Below are 16681 nucleotides of genomic sequence, written 5' to 3' on the forward strand. Positions count from 1 at the left end.
CCAAACTCTGGACGGGCGTTGCGCTCGCGTCGCTCATGATGCTGGGGACGGCCTCGGCACAGACCGTGCTGAAGTCCTCGGACACGCATCCGGATGGCTATCCGACGGTCGAGGGCGTTAAATACTTCGGCGAACTCGTCAAGGAGCGCACGGCCGGGCGCTATGCGGTGGAGGTCTATCACTCCGCCCAGCTGGGCGAGGAAAAGGACACGATCGAGCAGGTCCGCTCCGGCGTCATCGAGCTCAACCGCGTCTCCATGGCGCCCTTCAACGGCACCGTGAAGGAGAGCATCATCCCGGCGCTGCCCTATATCTTCCGCTCGGAAGACCACATGCACAAGGTCATGGACGGCCCGGTCGGCGACCAGATCAAGGCGGCCTTCGAGCCGGCTGGCCTGGTGGCGCTCGCCTTCTACGACGCCGGTGCCCGCTCCTTCTACAATGCCAAGAAGCCGATCAAGACGGTTGCGGACATGAAGGGGCTGAAGTTCCGCGTCATCCAGTCCGACATCTTCGTCGACATGGTGGCCGCACTTGGCGCCAATGCCACGCCCATGCCCTATGGCGAGGTCTATTCCTCGATCGAGACGGGCGTCATCGACGGGGCGGAGAACAACTTCCCGAGCTTCGATACGGCCAAGCACTATGAAGTGGCCAAGAACTTCTCGCTCGACGAGCACACGATCCTCCCCGAGGTCTTCGTGATGAACAAGGCCGCCTTCGACCAGCTGACGCCGGAAGACCAGGCGATCTTCAGGCAGGCGGCCAAGGACAGCGTCGCCAAGCAGCGCGAGCTCTGGGCCGCCAAGACCCAGGAATCGCGCGCCAATGTCGAAAAGGCCGGCGCCCAGATCAATGAGGTCGAGAAGCAGGGCTTCATCGATGCGATGAAGCCGGTCTACGACAAGCACATCACCGATGATGTCCTGAAGAAGCTCGTCGCCGACGTGCAGGCGGTACAGTAAGCCGCCGGCCGCCCGCCGTCGCGCCGACCGGGCGCGGGCGGGCGGCCGCGCCCTCTTGTAGGATTTGTCCGGGCCGCGCGGTCCGCTCCCTTCCCGCAAGCCGGAAAGGGCCAGGAGACAGTCACACCATGACCACCTCACTCAGATCGGGCCTGCCGATCCTGACGAAGCTCAACACCGCGGCGCTCTATGTCGCTGGCGTCGGCCTGATCGCCATGACGGTCATCGTCGCCTACCAGGTGTTCTGCCGCTATGTGCTGAACGACTCGCCAAGCTGGACCGAGCCCGGCGCGGTGATCCTCATGAGCTGGTTCATCTTCCTCGGCGCCGCCGTCGGCGTGCGGGAGAACAACCATATGGGCTTCGACGTGCTGCTCTATGTCCTGCCGCCGGCCGGCAAGAAGTGGCTGCGCATGATCTCGGACATCGTCATCTTCGCCTTCGGCCTGGGGATGATCTGGTATGGCGGCAAGCTCGTCGGCCTGACCTGGGCCACCACGCTGCCCTCGCTCGGCATTTCCGGCGCCTGGGACTATGCGCCGCTGATCGGCGGCGGCGCGCTGATCGTCCTCTTCGCGCTCGAGCGCATCCTCCTTCGGGCCACGGGCGCGCCGATCGACGAGGCGCTGGACGAGATGGCGCCGACCGAAATCGCCGTCGAGCTCGAAAACATCGATGACGTCCGCAAGGACGCCGCCACGCTTGGTTCCGGCAACCGGCCGCCCGTGACGAAGGGGAATTGATCAGATGGAACTGTGGATCCTGTTCGGCGCCTTCACGCTGCTGATGCTGATCGGCACGCCGATCGCCTTCTGCCTCGGCGTCTCCAGCCTGGCGACCGTCATCTATATGGGCCTGCCGCCGCTGGTGGTGTTCCAGCGGCTGAATTCGGGCATGAGCGTCTTCTCCATGCTCGCCATTCCCTTCTTCATCTATTCCGGCGACCTGATGGTGCGCGGCGGCATCGCCGGGCGCATCGTCGCCTTCGCGGCCTCGATCGTCGGGCATCTGCGCGGCGGGCTCGGACAGGTCAACATCCTGACCTCGACGCTGTTCGGCGGCATTTCCGGCTCGGCAGTCGCCGAGGCTGCCGCCGTCGGCGGGCTGATGATCCCGCAGATGAAGGCGCGCGGCTATGGCGCGGACTATGCCGTCAACGTCACCTCCATGGCAGCCTTGATCGCGCTGCTTCTGCCGCCCTCGCACAACATGATCATCTATTCGATCTCTGCGGGCGGGAAGATCTCGATCGCCGACCTTTTTACCGCCGGAGTCATTCCCGGCCTGCTCTTTGCCGCGGTGCTGATGGTCACCGCCTATATCGTCGCCCGCAAGCGCGGCTATCCGACCGAGCGCTTCCCCGGCTTTGCGACCGCCTTGCATCTCTTCGCCGTCGCCCTCCCGGGCCTGCTGCTGATCGCCATCATCTTCGGCGGCGTGCGCTCCGGCATCTTCACGGCGACGGAGAGCTCCTGCATCGCCGTCATCTACGCCTTCCTCGTCACGCTGCTGATCTATCGCCAGCTGAGCTGGCAGGATTTCGTCCATGCGACCATGGGCGCCGTGCGAACCACCGCCATGGTGCTGCTCATCATCGGCTGCGCGGCCGCCTTCTCCTGGCTGATGGCCTTCCTGCGCGTCCCCGCAACGCTGGTCGCCTGGATGCAGACGCTGTCGGACAATCCGATCATGATCCTCCTGTTGCTCAATGTCCTGATGCTGGTGCTCGGCACCTTCATGGATATGGGCCCGACGATCATCATCACCACGCCGATCTTCCTGCCGATCGCCACCGCCTATGGCGTCGATCCCGTCCATTTCGGCGTGATCATGATCCTGAACTACGGTATCGGGCTGAATACGCCACCGGTCGGCGGCGTCCAGTTCGTTGCCTGCGCGGTGGGGAAGATATCGGTCTGGGAAGCCATGCGCTCCATCTGGCCCTTCTATGGGGCGGGCATCGTGGTTCTTCTTCTTGTCACCTATATTCCGGCTCTCTCGCTCTGGCTGCCGAGCGTGTTCAAATAGGGCTTTTGGAGTGGAACGACGATGAGCGGACTTCCAGTGGATATGAAGGTCGAGCGCAAGCCGAAGCTTTCTGAGAATGTCGCCCAGGCGCTGCGCACGCAGATCCTGGCCGGCGATTTCCAGGTGGGCGAACGGCTGCCGACCGAGCAGCGCATGACCGAGATCTTCGGGGTCAGCCGCACGGTGGTCCGCGAGGCGGTGGCGGCACTTGCCGCCGACAATCTGGTGGAAGCCCGCCACGGGGCCGGCGTCTTCGTGCTTGACCATCCGACCCGCAAGATCAGCGCGCTTACCGCCGATATGGGCAACCGCATCAGCCAGGCGGTGAACGTGCTGGAAGTTCGCATGGGCATCGAGATCGAAAGCGCGGGATTAGCCGCCCAGCGTCGCAGCCCCTCGCAGGAGGCCCGCATCCAGGAGGCCTTCTTCGAGTTCGAACATCTGCTCAAGCAGGGCGAACCGACCGGCAAGGCGGACTTCGCCTTCCACCGCGAAATCGCCTCGGCCACCAACAATCCCTTCTATGTCGAGATCCTGGATGCGCTCGGCGATCGCACCATCCCCTGCGACCGGAACTCCCCCTGGTATTCGATCGAGGTGCTCTCCACCGACTATCTGAACGGCCTGCAGCGCGAGCATCTGCGCATCCTCCAGGCGATCTCCGCAGGGGACGCCGATGGGGCGCGGGACGCGATGCGCGCCCATCTCGTGGCCGCTCAGGAGCGCTACCGCAAGCGGCTCTCCGGCCAGCAATCCGACTATACGCAGAATGCGGCGCCTCCCGCCCGGATCCGCACCTTTTGAACCATGGAAGAAAGAGTGACATGACCCCCGAATACAGCACCCGTTTCGCGATCGACCCTGCCGCCGCCGCCACAATGGGTACGGATGAGTTGCGTCACCACTTCCACATCGGCACGCTGTTTGCGCCGGGCCAGATCACGCTGACCTATACCCATTACGACCGGATGATCGTCGGCGGCGCCATGCCGCTCGGCGAGACGCTCGCGCTCGAGACCATCAAGCCGGTCGGGACCAAATCCTTCCTGGAGCGGCGCGAGCTGGTCGCCGTCAATATCGGTGGCGCCGGCGAGATCACCGTCGGCGAGACCACCCACCCGCTCGGCACGCGCGACATGCTTTATGTCGGCCTCGGCGAAACGATCAGCTTCGCCTCAAAGGATGCTGCGGCGCCGGCCAAGTTCTACATTCTCTCGGCCCCCGCCCACCGCAAATGCCCGACGCGGCTGATCACGCTCGCCGATGCCAAGCGCCTCGACCTCGGCGCCCAAGAGACCTCCAACGAGCGCTCGATCTTCCAGTTCACCACCACGGTCGAGACCTGCCAGATCGTCGTCGGCATGACGCAGCTCGCCAAGGGCTCGGTCTGGAACACCATGCCGGCGCATATCCATGACCGGCGCATGGAAGCCTATCTCTATTTCGATCTCGCCGAGACGGCGCGCGTCTTCCACTTCATGGGCGAGCCTTCGGAAACCCGCCATATCGTCATGGCCAATGAGGAGGCGGTGCTTTCGCCCGCCTGGTCGATCCATTCCGGCTGCGGTACGTCCAACTACGCCTTCATCTGGGCGATGGCCGGCGACAATGTCGACTATACCGATGTCGACGCCGTGGCGATCGGAGAGATGCGGTGAGCGATCTTTCGGCCTTCAGCCTTGCCGGCAAGCGCATTGCCGTCACGGGCGCCAATACCGGGATCGGGCAGGGAATCGCGGTTGCCATCGCGCGCGCCGGCGGTTCGGTCATCGGCATCGGCCGCTCTTCCATGGCGGAGACGGCACGCTTCGTTGAGGCCGAGGGGGCTGGCTTCAGCGAGGCCATGGCGGACATTGCCGACAGCAAGGCCACGATTGCCCTGCTCGAGACGCTCATGGCAGCGGCCCCGCTGGACGGTCTCGTCAACAATGCCGGCATCATCCGCCGCGCCGATGCGGTGGATTTTACCGAGGACGACTGGGACGCGGTGATGGATGTCAACCTGCGCAGCCTGTTCTTCCTCTGCCAGGCCTATGGCCGCGCCTGCCTGGCACAGGGACGCCCGGGGCGGATCGTCAACATCGCCTCGCTCCTCTCCTTCCAGGGCGGCATCCGGGTCGCCTCCTACACGGCCTCGAAACATGGCGTGCTCGGCATCACCCGGCTGCTTGCGAACGAATGGGCCGCGAAGGGCGTCAACGTCAATGTCATCGCACCCGGCTATATCGAGACCAACAATACGGAAGCGCTTCGCAATGATCCGGACCGCAGCCGGTCGATCCTCGAGCGGATTCCGGCCGGGCGCTGGGGTGTTCCCGACGATATCGGCGATGCGGCGGTCTTCCTGCTGGCGCGCGCCTCCAACTATATGCATGGCGCCGTCCTGCCGGTCGACGGCGGATGGCTGGCGAGGTGATCATGGTTCAAAGTAAGGATATTTTCGTGCGTGCCGCGGAGGGCAGCTGGCAGGACACGCCGGATGGCAACAAGCGGCGGATCATCTGCTACACGGCGGAACTGATGATGGTCGAGTTCGCCTTCGAGGCGGGCGGCGAGGGCTGGATCCATGATCATCCGCATGTGCAGTCGAGCTATGTGGCGGAGGGCAGCTTCGACGTCACCATCGACGGCCGCACGGAGCGGTTGAAGGCCGGCGACAGTTTCATCGTTCCCTCCGGCCTCAAGCATGGCGTCAAGGCGCTGGAAAAAGGCCGCCTCGTCGATTGCTTCACCCCGCATCGCGCCGACTTTCTGTGATCGAGCGAATGGCACCGGGCCTGCGCCCGATGCCGCCGAGGAGACCAGTTTTTTAAAGACCGGCGATCGCCCTGAGGTCGTCTACCGCGCCCGGGCTAGCGGCCAGGACCGGCGCGCCGCGGGTGATCTGGTCGTCGTCCGCTGGGAATGGCTGGTGCCAGCCGCCCGCTTCCTTGATGAGGCAATAGCCGGCTAAGCAGTCCCAGGCATGCATGTATGGCTCGTGATAGCCGACCAGCCGGCCGGCCGAGACATAGGCGAGCATCAGTGCGCCGGATCCGTTGCGGATGAATGTGCCACCGGCGGTCAGCAGCGACTCCACCATGCCGGCCACGAAGGCCGGAGTGACATGGCCATTGGCTCCAAGGCCGGTAGGCGCATTGCGGATCGTGCGCGTCGGATCGAGCGTCAGCGTCCGCCCATTCAGCGTTGCGCCCTTGCCGACCGCCCCAGCATAGAGCTCCTCGAACAGCGGCGCATAGATGACGCCGATCACCGGTTGGCGCTCGTGGAGCACGGCGATCGAGACGCACCAGTTCGGCATCCCGTTCACGAAGGGGCTGGTGCCGTCGATCGGATCGACCACCCAGCTATAACCGGACGTGCCGGGCGTCAGCCCATATTCCTCGCCGAGGAAACCATCCTCTGGATGCGCGTCCGATACGGCACCGCGAATGAGCATTTCGACCTCTCGATCGGCGATCGAGACCACATCCTGCGCGTCACGCTTGGTTTCAATGATCAGCGTCTCACGACGATTGAAATAGTCGAGCGCCAGCGCGCCGGCCTTCCGGGCGAGGCTCTGTGCAAGCGCGAAGCGGGTGTCGAGGTCGTGCGACATGACGGGTCCTTCTTGATGGGCTACGGCTGGGAGGGGGCCGTTGACCGGAGATCCAGCATCGTAGCCGTTGCACGAAAGGCGTGACGCGTCCATGACAGGTTTTTAAGACTCTGTTCATAAAGGCGCTGTTCTCGGCCTCCCTGCAAGCGAGGCTCCTTTGCGATCACCCCTCAAGCAAAGGAAAAGCCTTCTGTCACCCCGCCAGACATTGCCGCGGCAGCGCCGGCTCTTATGTCAGCCCTGCGATCTGACCGGCTGCGGCGCGTCAATTGATTTCGAGGCGCAGCGTCGTGGTGGTGGATCGACCGAAGGGCTTCGGACATGGCGTGGTGGTCTTCTTCCCGTGCGGTCTCGCGCCGCGCATTCGCCACGGCCGCAGAAGGCACGGCTTTCGGGCGTTTTTGACTTACTAAACTTTTGCGTTGCGCATAAAGACCATAAGGCGCCGCACAGGCCGGCCTAGTTTTGTGAATAGGGACTGCAGAGACATGCACAGGAAGGATGCCGCCGCTCGCCTGACGCGCGGGCTCGGTCTTGATCCGATCGTCGCCATCGGCCTGTCGGTCGCGCTTTTGTTCTTCGTGGTGAGCACGGCAACCCTGCTTTCCACCACCGCTTCGCTGCGGGAGAACAACAGCCGCGTCGTGCAGACCCATAATGTGATCGTCGCCATCGATCTCTTGCAGTCCGACGTCCAGGATTCAGAAACCGGCCAGCGCGGCTATTTGCTGACCGGCAACGAACGCTACCTGGAACCCTTCGAGCGCGCGCAGGGCCAGATCCGCAAGCAGCTGGCGGAGGTCGCGACGCTGGTGGCGGAGAATCCGGTCCAGCGTCGGCGCCTCAGCGATCTCGAAGGTCAGCTGACCGTGAAGCGCGACGAGCTGACCCGCACGATCGACCTGCGCCGGGCGGGCAACGCCCAGGCGGCCATCGATCTGGTCAATTCCGATCTTGGCAAGAACGCCATGGACGCGATCCGCGCGACGATTGCCGACATGCGGGCCGAGGAAGCCAATCAGCGGGCGATCCGGCTCGCCGACATGCGCGCGGCCTACAAGACCGCCTTCGGCTTCGTCGTGCTGACCGGTGTGCTCGGGCTGATGCTGACCGTGCTCATCGGCTTCCTGTTGCGCCGCGTGACGCTGACGCGCCGGCGCCAGGCCTGGCTGCAGCAGGCCCAGGTCGGCCTCGGTCAGGCGCTGATGGGCGACAAGACGACGGACGAACTCAGCGAGAACATCCTGCGATACCTCACCGATTATGTCGGGGCCGTCGCGGGACTCGTCTATATCAAGGATGAGCAGGGCTTTGCCCGCAGCGCCACATTCGGCGTGCCGACCGAAGCCTCCGTGCCGGAACGGCTTGCCCCGAATGATGGGCTGTTCGGCCATGTCGTTCAGGATCAGCGGCCGATCGTCGTCGGCGCCGTGCCGGAGGGCTATATCCGCTTCGGGTCCGGTCTCGGCCATGAGGCGCCCAGCTATCTCAGCCTGGCGCCTGCCAGCATCGATGGCGAGCTGAAGGCGATCGTCGAGCTCGGCTTTTTGCGGCCGGTCGGCGACCATATTCTCGAGCTTCTCGAACAGTCGTCCGCCACTATGGCCGCGGCCATTCGCTCGGCCGAGTTCCGCACAGCGCTGCAAAAACTCCTGCGCGAGACGCAGCGCCAGGCGGAGGAGCTGCAGGTGCAGGGCGAGGAGCTGCGCGTCGGCAATGAGGAGCTGGAAGAGCAAGGCCGGGCGCTGAAGGAATCCCAGAGCCGGCTCGAGCAGCAGCAGGTCGAGCTGGAACAGACCAATTCGCAGCTGGAGGAACAGGCCCAGGAGCTCGAGCGCCAGCGCGACGATCTGGAGCGCGCCAATCAGGCGATCCAGCTCAAGGCGCAGGAGGTGGAGCAGGCGAGCCAGTACAAGTCCGACTTCCTCGCCAACATGTCGCATGAGCTGCGCACGCCACTCAATTCCTCGCTGATCCTCGCCAAGCTGCTCGCTGACAATCCGGACGAAAACCTGACGCCGGAACAGGTCAAATACGCCCAGACCATCCAGTCCTCCGGCAATGATCTCCTCAACCTGATCAACGATATTCTCGACCTTTCCAAGATCGAGGCCGGGCATGTGGAAGTGCGGCCGGAGCCGGTGCTGATCGACCGAACGGTCAACACGCTGCGCCACATGTTCGAACCGCTGGCCAAGAACAAGGGGCTCGACTTCACGATCGAGGTGGCGGAGGACGCGCCAGCGGTGGTCGAAACCGATCCGCAGCGCCTGGAACAGGTGCTGAAGAACCTGCTCGCCAATGCGCTGAAATTCACCGAGAAGGGCAGCGTCTCCATGCAGATCCGCCCGACCGGCGACCGGCAGCTGGCGATCTCTGTCATTGATACCGGCATCGGCATTGCCGAGGAGCAGCAGCGCCGCATCTTCGATGCCTTCCATCAGGCGGATGGAACGATCAGTCGCAAGTTCGGCGGCACCGGTCTCGGCCTGTCGATTTCCCGCGAGCTCGTTCGCCTGCTCGGCGGCTCGATCCACCTGCAGAGCCGGCCGGGCGCCGGCAGCACCTTCACCATCGTCGTGCCCCAGGTCTTCGATGCCACAGTGGTGGTCCCGGCAGCCGGCCGGCCTCCCTTACCGGCGCCACTTCCCTCAATCCCGCCCGCTCAGAGGCCTACCTCGCAGGCTCCATCGAGAAGCGAGGCGGAAGCGCCGGTTCCCCGCCCCCGCGCCTTCCGGGTGCTGGAGGATGACCGCCTGCAGAGCGGTGAACAGGGCCGAAAGCTGCTGATCATCGAGGACGACCAGTCCTTCGCCATGATCCTGCGCGATCTTGCCCGCGAGCTTAATTTCCAGGCTTTGCACGCCGGCACGGCGCAGGAGGCGCTCGAGCTTGCCCGGCAGTTCATGCCGAGCGCCATCGTGCTCGATATCGGCCTGCCCGACCAGTCCGGCCTGTCCGTGCTCGACCGGCTGAAGCGCGATGTGCGCACCCGCCATATCCCGATCCACATCATCTCGGGGGACGACTATACAGAGCGCGCCTTGTCGCTCGGCGCGGTCGGCTATGCGCTGAAGCCGGTGCAGCGCGATCAGCTGGTCGGGGTGTTCCGCTCGCTCGAAGCGAAGATCACCCAGAATGTCCGCCGCGTGCTCATCGTCGAGGATAACGACATCCAGCGCGATGCGGTCGCCAAGCTGATCGGTTCGCCGGAGGTGGAAACGGTGGGGGCGGCGACGGCCGCCGACTGTCTGGCCCTTCTGAAGGAACAGACCTTCGACTGCATGGTGCTCGATCTCTCGCTGCCGGATGCATCCGGCTATTCGCTGCTCGAAACGATCAGCCAAGACAGCACGCACTCCTTCCCACCGGTCATCGTCTATACCGGCCGGCTCTTGACGCCGGAGGAAGAACAGAAGCTGCGCCGCTATTCGAAGTCGATCATCATCAAGGGCGCAAAATCTCCGGAGCGCCTGCTCGACGAGGTGACGCTGTTCCTGCACCAGGTGGTGTCGGAACTGCCCGACGAGCAACAGAAAATGATCCGCAAGGCGCGCAACCGGGATGCGCTGCTCGAAGGCCGGCGGATCCTGGTCGTCGAGGACGACGTGCGCAATGTCTATGCGCTCACCAACATCCTGGAGCCACGCGGCGCGCTGATCGAGATCGCCCGCAATGGCGAGGAGGCGCTGCAGATGCTGCAGTCGTCTCTGGCGCAGCCGGACCGGCGGATCGATCTCGTCCTGATGGATGTGATGATGCCGGTCATGGACGGGCTCACCGCCACGCGGATGATCCGCAAGATGCCGGAGTTCAAGAAGCTCCCAGTGATCACGCTGACCGCCAAGGCCATGCCGGACGACCAGCAGCGCTGCATCGAGGCGGGCGCCAATGACTACATGGCAAAGCCCCTCGATGTGGAGAAGCTTCTCTCGCTCGTGCGCGTCTGGATGCCGCAATGAACGAGACGACCGACACGATGAAGGTGGAAGACATCGAGATCCGGCTGCTGCTGGAGGCGCTCTACCATCGATACCACTACGACTTCCGCAGCTATGCCATGTCGTCGATCCGCCGGCGGCTGCGCCAGGCGCGCGAGCAGCTGGGCTTTGCCACCATCTCCGCCATGCAGGAGGGGGCGCTGCACGATCCCGCCATGCTGCCGCATCTCCTGGGCTTCCTCACCGTTCAGGTCAGCGAGATGTTTCGCGACCCCTCCTATTTTCGCGCCATTCGCGAGAAGGTCGTGCCGCATCTGCAGACCTATCCGTCGCTAAAGGTCTGGATTGCCGGCTGCAGCAGCGGCGAAGAGCTCTATTCCTTCGTCATCCTCTTCCGCGAGGAAGGTCTGGAGGAGCGCACCATCTTCTATGCGACCGACATCAATCCGGATGCGCTGGCCCAGGCCGAGGCCGGAGTCTACGATCTCGATCGCGTCCGGCTGTTCACCGAAAATCACCGGCTCTCCGGCGGCCGCACCTCGCTCTCCGACTATTACCAGACCGGCTATGATCGCTGCCTGCTCGACAAGAGCCTGCGGCGCAACGTCGTCTTTTCCGATCACTCGCTCGTCACCGATCAGGTCTTCGGCGAGATGCAGCTCGTCTCCTGCCGCAATGTCATGATCTATTTCGATCGCGACCTGCAGGATCGCGCCATCGGCCTGTTCAAGGATTCGCTGCCGCGCTACGGCTTTCTCGGCCTCGGCGCCAAGGAAACCCTGCGCTTCTCCGCCCATGCGGCCGCCTTCCGCGACTTCGTGCGCGAAGAGAAGATCTATCAGAGGACCGGATCATGAGCGGCGGACAGGCGGGTGCGGTCGTCATCGGCGCTTCAGCCGGCGCGCTGGAGGCCCTCAATTTCATCCTGCCGGCGCTCGATGCCGGCTTTCCCTGGCCGATCTTCGTCATCGTCCATCTGCCGCCCGACAAGCGCAGCGTTCTGGCGGAAATCTTTGATGCCAAATGCGCGTTGCGGGTCATCGAGGCGGAAGACAAGGAGCCGGTTCGCGCCGGCACCGTCTATGTCTCGCCGCCCGATTACCACATGCTGATCGAGGATCAGGAGACGATCGCCTTGTCCAACGAGGATGCGGTGCTCTTCTCCCGCCCGTCGATCGACGTCTCCTTCGAGAGCGCGGCCGATGTCTTTGCCGATCGGCTGGTGGGCATCGTGCTGACCGGCGCCAATCAGGATGGCGCAAAGGGCTTGCAGGCGATCGTCCGGGCCGGCGGCGTCGCCATCGTCCAGGATCCGCAGGGTGCCTATGCCCGCGCCATGCCCGAGGCGGCGCTCGCCGCCTGCCCCGAGGCCTGCGTTCTCCCCCTCCCGCAGATTGCCTCACACCTGTCGAGTCTCGCCACATGAACAAGCCGGTCACCTTCCTGCTCGTCGACGATCTGCCGGAGAACCTCCTGTCGCTGGAGGCTCTGCTGCGCCGGGACGAGCTGCTGCTGCTCAAGGCCCGCTCGGGCGACGAGGCGCTGGAGCTGCTTCTCCAGCACGACGTGGCCCTGGCGCTGATCGACGTGCAAATGCCCGGCCTCAGCGGCTTCGAGCTCGCCGAACTGATGCGCGGCAATGAGCGGACCAAGCGCATCCCGATCATCTTCGTCACCGCCGGTGCGAATAGCGCCGAGCGCCGCTTCCAGGGCTACGAGGCGGGGGCGGTCGACTTCATCCAGAAACCGATCGAGCCCGATATCCTGCGCAGCAAGACCGAGGTGTTCTTCGAGATCTTTCGCCAGCGGCAGATGATCGCCGAGCAGCGCGATGTTCTTGCGGCTCAGGCACAGGCCCTGCAGCTGGCCGACCGGAAGAAGGATGAGTTTTTGGCGATCCTCGCCCACGAGCTGCGCAATCCGCTCGCCGCCCTGCAGGGCGGGCTCAATCTCCTGCGTCGCCGGCCGGACGGGCCGAAGGCGGAGGAGATCAAGGTCCTGATGGACGGCCAAATGGCTCATCTCGTCCGCCTGGTCGACGATCTCCTCGATATCTCGCGGATCACCCAGGCGAAGATCGAGCTGCGCAGGGATGAGTTCGACCTGCGCGAATCCCTCCATGCCGCAGTCGCCATGGCGCGCCAGAACATAGACGCCAAGCAGCATACATTGATAATCGACCTGCCCGACGATCCGGTTCTGATCTTTGCCGACGAGGTGCGGATCACGCAGTGCATCGCCAATCTGCTGAACAACGCCGCCAAGTACACGCCGCCCGGCGGTCATCTCGAAGCGGCAATCATTCCCGCGGAAGGCTGCATCCTGGTGCGCGTGGTCGATGACGGGCTCGGGCTGAGCGCGGAGGATATGCGCGGCGTCTTCGACCTCTTCTCCCAGGTCGATCATCACCTCGCACATGCGCGCGGCGGGCTCGGCATCGGGCTCGCCCTGGTCAAGCAGCTGGTCGAGCTGCATGGCGGCACGATCAGCGTTTCCAGCCCCGGCCGTGGCAAGGGCGCCACCTTCGAGCTCTCCCTGCCGCGCTGACCGTCTTCCTGTGGCTATTGCCTATGGCGCGGCGGAGAAGCGGTCGATCAGAAGCTGGCGCAGCGCATCCATCCGCCATTCGCGCGCTGTGGGTGAGGGCCGCAGCCCGGGTTCGAAGCCATCGGCGCGGAAGCGGTCGAGGAGAGCGCGGTCGGCGGTGATGATGGAGAAGGGGACGGCGCGGGAGGCATCCGGTCCGGTGACGATCGCGGCCGGCTGATGATCGCCGAGCACCAGGAAAACGGCATCCTTGCCGAAACGCGCCATATAGCTGCCGAGCGTCTCCAGCGAATAATCGATGGTGGCGATGTAATGCTGGCGGACGCGCTCTGGATCGGCCCAGACCTCGGTCGGCGAGGGGCCGCTCGTCGCCTGTTCGTCGAAGATCAGGCCGTCGCCGATCGCTGCCCAGTCGATCAGGCGGGGAACGGGCGTCCAGGGCGCGTGGCTCGACACCAGCGCCAGTTCCGCCATGACCCGCTGCCCCGCCGCTTGGGCGGGCCTGCGCACCAGCCGCTCGAAGGCGGACAGCGTGAACTGATCCGGCATGGTCACCCAGTTGAACGGCTTGCCGCGATAGCCGAGGTCGCCGGCCGTCCAGGCCCGGCGGTAGCCGAAGTAGGCAGCCTCCGGCCAGGCCTGCGTGATGGCCGGCATGACGGCGACGCTCTGCCATCCGGCCTCGGCAAAGAGACGGTTGAGGCTCGGCTGCGCGCTCCGGATCAATCGCTCATAGCGCGTCTGGCTGTCGATCCACAGGCCCGAGAGCAGCGTGCCATGCGCGAGCCAGCTCAAGCCCCCGACCGTCGGCGAGGTGACCCAGGCGCTGGCCGAAGCAAGCCCAGCTTCGGAAAGCTCGGTCTCGACCGCGCTGAGGCGCTTGCCCATTCGATCCCGGTAGCGCGGATCCTCAAGCGCGGAGCGGCCATAGGATTCGACGAAGACGAGGATGACGTCCTTTCCGGCGAGCCCGGTGAAAAGCCCGGTGCCGCTCGCAGGGCCGACCCCGGCGGCAAGCTCGCCCTCGAACCGCCGCATGTCCTCGGCCGAGCGGACCATCAGGGCGAGCCGCTCCGCCAGATAGGCAGGCATCCGCGCCTCGACGATCGGGAGGGGCAGGGCAAGGCCGAAGAGGCCAAGCAGCGCCAGCGCGCCGGCACCCATCGCCAGCGGCCGGCGCAGGGGCGAAGATAAAGTCGAGAGCCGCCGGGCGGCCAGGATCGCCAGGGCGACGACAAGGCCGAGGATCGCCAAGGCAGCAGCAACGGCAAGGAGCGCCAGCGGCAGGCCGAGCGCGCCGCTCGCCACATTCCTCAGCAGGCGATGGTCGAGATAGGGGTTGAAGGGACGTTGGAACGCGGACTGCACGCCGAGGTCGGCGAGTTTCAGGACGAGGACCACCGCGATCGACAGGCCGGCGAGCCAGGCCGAAAGCTGTCGCGTGATCGCCGGTCCGCTCAGCAGCAGCAGCAGGGTCATCGGCCATTCGAGCGGCAGGCGGAAAAAGGCCGCCGCCGTGACGGCATCGGGACGATCCGGGAGATTGACGACGAGGATGAGGATGAGCGAGACAATGACGACGCTGCCAAGGGTCAAAACCCGGCCCTGGATCATGCCCTGATACTCCCTCAGCCCCCAGGGGTTGATCTTCGATGACGGCCGAGATCGTCTTCCCCAGGCCCGAAGGGCGGAGGGCACGACCGCGGCAGGTGGAACGGTTTGACATGCGCGCTGGAGGGATCGGCCAGCGGCGGCCCATGTCTAAGCCAGACCGATAGAGAGACGAAAGTCACTGCCTTTGTCCAGTCTCCGCATTGTCGCGCCGCTGCTTGTCCTCGTCCTTGCCGGCTGGCTCCTGTTGACGGTGGATCTTGCTGCCCTTCGCCAGGCGCTGGCACAGGTCTCGATGGCATCGGTGGCCGCCGGTCTGGCGCTGGTCCAGGGGCAGATCTGGCTCTCGGCCTTGCGCTGGCGCTTCACGGCGGCGCGTCTCGGCCAGGAGATTTCGCTCGGACGCGCGATCGGGGAATATTATGTGGCGAGCCTTCTCAATCTGAGCCTGCCCGGCGGCATGGCCGGCGATGCGCTGCGCGCCTACCGCTTGCGCGGAGGCGGGGCGGGTGGATGGAAGGCGCCGGCCAAGGCCGTGCTCTTCGAGCGCTTGTCCGGCCAGGGTGCCTTCCTTCTCGTCGCGCTGACGGGCCTTCTCTTCTGGCCCCGCATGGTCGCGCCGCCGGACCTGTCGCTCGGCGCCGGACCGCTGACGCTCGGCGCGCTCATCGTCCTGCTTTCCGTCATTCTCGCGCTGCGGCTGGCCGTGCGCCGCTCCGCCTTCGTCGCTGCGACCGCGCGGGATCTCGCCCAGGTCTTTGTGAAAGATGGAGCCTGGGCGGTGCAGCTTGGCCTCAGCCTGCTCGTCGTCTCCCTTTATGGGGTGACATTCTTCATCGCCAGCCGGGCGGTCGGCGCGCCTCTACCGCTCGAAGCCCTGCTGACCATCATCCCGCTCGCCCTCCTCGCCATGCTGATCCCATCCGGCCTCGGCGGCTGGGGCACGCGGGAGGCGGCGGCGATGGCGCTTTGGCCGCTCCTCGGATCCACCTCCGCGCAGGGTCTGGCAGCAAGCCTCCTTTACGGCGCGCTGTCTCTCGCCGGCGCCCTTCCCGGCCTCGGTCTACTCGTCTGGCAGGCGTTGCGGCGGAGGAACCAGCGCAGCTGAGCCGGCCGCTGTCAGACCGAACGCGCGGCCTGGCGCAGGAGAAAGAGGGTGTCGCGCGCGAAGGACCAGAGGAGCGAGACGAGAGCGGCCGCCGCGATCAGGGTCGAGAGCGGGGGGACGACCACCGGCAGCAGGAGGAGACAGAGGCAAAGGATCTGCACGACGCAGACGAGCTTGCGCCGGAAGGATGGAAAGAGCGGCTGCGTGAGCCGCGGGTCAAGCCAGCCGGCCAGCACGAAGGCATAGCGGAGCAACCCGATCAGCAGCACCCAGAGCCCGGCCTTGCCGAGCAGCGTCGCGCCGGCCGAGAGGACGAGGATCAGGAAGGCATCGACCTCCATGTCGAAGCGGGCGCCGAAAGCCGAGTCGAGTCCAGAGCGCCGGGCGAGAGCCCCGTCCACACCATCGAGCGCCAAGGCGACGAGAACGAAGGCCGCAAGACCCCACATCGCCGGCGCTTGGTCCGCCAGGCCATCGAGGCAGAGAAGGGCGGCGGCAACGAGACAGGTCATGGCTGCGCGAAGCGCCGTGATTACATTTGCTTTGCCGAAACGCGCATGCGGATGATCGTCGAGGCCACGCAGAGCGAGCGTGTAGATCAGGGCGAGCGGCAGAAGCGCGCTGACGACGAAGAGCCAGCCGAGCGAGAGCAGCCAGGTCGCCAGTCCTGCCGCGACGCCCGTTCCCGCAAACAGCCAGAAGAGCGTGCCTTGAGCATCCGCCTGAAGCGCGGCTTCTGCTCCGCCCTCGTTCTTCCGTCTCGTCCCGCCCTGCACTACCATGATCAGAGCACGAGCCTGCAAACCCGACCTGGCCGGTGCCGTCTCGCTTGATCTTTCCCGACCGAATCTAGGCCTGTCATCATCGCTATGTCTGGTTGCTG

Annotated in this window: 15 protein-coding genes; 12 read left to right on the forward strand and 3 right to left on the reverse strand. The window is 65.1% G+C overall.

Annotated elements, in window-relative coordinates:
• Positions 1–35 precede the first annotated feature (35 nt).
• The 7 genes from ACLE20_RS10670 to ACLE20_RS10700 all read left to right on the forward strand — a co-directional run bounded on the left by ACLE20_RS10670 (position 36) and on the right by ACLE20_RS10700 (position 5750).
• Complete coding sequence (locus ACLE20_RS10670; protein WP_410940508.1) at positions 36–965, forward strand: TRAP transporter substrate-binding protein; 930 nt, start codon at positions 36–38, stop codon at positions 963–965.
• 128 nt (positions 966–1093) lie between these two features.
• Positions 1094–1708: a TRAP transporter small permease gene (locus ACLE20_RS10675; RefSeq protein WP_410940269.1), complete on the forward strand. Its 615-nt coding sequence runs from the start codon at positions 1094–1096 to the stop codon at positions 1706–1708.
• Between the two features lie 4 nt (positions 1709–1712).
• On the forward strand, positions 1713–2993 hold the full coding sequence (locus ACLE20_RS10680; protein ID WP_410940270.1) for a TRAP transporter large permease: 1281 nt from the start codon (positions 1713–1715) through the stop codon (positions 2991–2993).
• Between the two features lie 21 nt (positions 2994–3014).
• The gene (locus ACLE20_RS10685; protein ID WP_410940271.1) at positions 3015–3797 is read left to right on the forward strand and encodes a FadR/GntR family transcriptional regulator; all 783 of its coding nucleotides are present in this window, start codon (positions 3015–3017) and stop codon (positions 3795–3797) included.
• 20 nt (positions 3798–3817) lie between these two features.
• Positions 3818–4651, forward strand: a complete 834-nt coding sequence (gene kduI / locus ACLE20_RS10690; protein WP_410940272.1) for a 5-dehydro-4-deoxy-D-glucuronate isomerase — start codon at positions 3818–3820, stop codon at positions 4649–4651.
• Entirely contained in the window at positions 4648–5409 is a 762-nt protein-coding gene (kduD, locus tag ACLE20_RS10695; RefSeq protein WP_410940273.1) for a 2-dehydro-3-deoxy-D-gluconate 5-dehydrogenase KduD, read from the forward strand. Before kduI ends, kduD begins: the two co-directional genes overlap by 4 nt.
• Positions 5394–5750 (forward strand): cupin domain-containing protein, encoded by a 357-nt coding sequence (locus ACLE20_RS10700; protein ID WP_410940274.1) that lies wholly within the window; start codon positions 5394–5396, stop codon positions 5748–5750. The genes kduD and ACLE20_RS10700 overlap by 16 nt, the downstream gene beginning before the upstream one ends.
• A 52-nt stretch (positions 5751–5802) precedes the next feature.
• Here ACLE20_RS10700 and ACLE20_RS10705 read toward each other — a convergent pair whose 3' ends face one another.
• On the reverse strand, positions 5803–6591 hold the full coding sequence (locus ACLE20_RS10705) for an inositol monophosphatase family protein (protein ID WP_410940275.1): 789 nt from the start codon (positions 6589–6591) through the stop codon (positions 5803–5805).
• 488 nt (positions 6592–7079) lie between these two features.
• On the opposite strand from ACLE20_RS10705, the gene ACLE20_RS10710 reads away from it, so the two are divergent.
• The 4 genes from ACLE20_RS10710 to ACLE20_RS10725 are packed head-to-tail and all read left to right on the forward strand — an operon-like array spanning position 7080 to position 13079.
• Positions 7080–10553 carry a response regulator gene (locus ACLE20_RS10710; RefSeq protein WP_410940276.1) on the forward strand — a complete coding sequence of 1158 codons (3474 nt, stop codon included), beginning with the start codon at positions 7080–7082 and terminating at the stop codon, positions 10551–10553.
• On the forward strand, positions 10550–11389 hold the full coding sequence (locus ACLE20_RS10715) for a CheR family methyltransferase (RefSeq protein WP_410940277.1): 840 nt from the start codon (positions 10550–10552) through the stop codon (positions 11387–11389). The genes ACLE20_RS10710 and ACLE20_RS10715 overlap by 4 nt, the downstream gene beginning before the upstream one ends.
• The gene (locus tag ACLE20_RS10720; RefSeq protein WP_410940278.1) at positions 11386–11958 is read left to right on the forward strand and encodes a chemotaxis protein CheB; all 573 of its coding nucleotides are present in this window, start codon (positions 11386–11388) and stop codon (positions 11956–11958) included. Before ACLE20_RS10715 ends, ACLE20_RS10720 begins: the two co-directional genes overlap by 4 nt.
• Positions 11955–13079, forward strand: coding sequence for an ATP-binding protein (locus tag ACLE20_RS10725; RefSeq protein ID WP_410940279.1), 1125 nt, complete (start codon positions 11955–11957; stop codon positions 13077–13079). Before ACLE20_RS10720 ends, ACLE20_RS10725 begins: the two co-directional genes overlap by 4 nt.
• A gap of 21 nt (positions 13080–13100) precedes the next feature.
• Here the strand turns inward: ACLE20_RS10725 and ACLE20_RS10730 are convergent, their stop codons facing one another.
• Positions 13101–14693 carry a sulfatase gene (locus ACLE20_RS10730; RefSeq protein WP_410940280.1) on the reverse strand — a complete coding sequence of 531 codons (1593 nt, stop codon included), beginning with the start codon at positions 14691–14693 and terminating at the stop codon, positions 13101–13103.
• A gap of 184 nt (positions 14694–14877) precedes the next feature.
• On the opposite strand from ACLE20_RS10730, the gene ACLE20_RS10735 reads away from it, so the two are divergent.
• Complete coding sequence (locus ACLE20_RS10735; protein ID WP_410940281.1) at positions 14878–15798, forward strand: lysylphosphatidylglycerol synthase transmembrane domain-containing protein; 921 nt, start codon at positions 14878–14880, stop codon at positions 15796–15798.
• Positions 15799–15809: 11 nt separating this feature from the next.
• Here the strand turns inward: ACLE20_RS10735 and ACLE20_RS10740 are convergent, their stop codons facing one another.
• A complete protein-coding gene (locus ACLE20_RS10740; protein ID WP_410940282.1) occupies positions 15810–16580 on the reverse strand; it encodes a CDP-alcohol phosphatidyltransferase family protein in 771 nt (256 codons plus the stop codon).
• Between the last annotated feature and the right edge of the window lie 101 nt (positions 16581–16681).

The organism is Rhizobium sp. YIM 134829 (assembly GCF_046546455.1).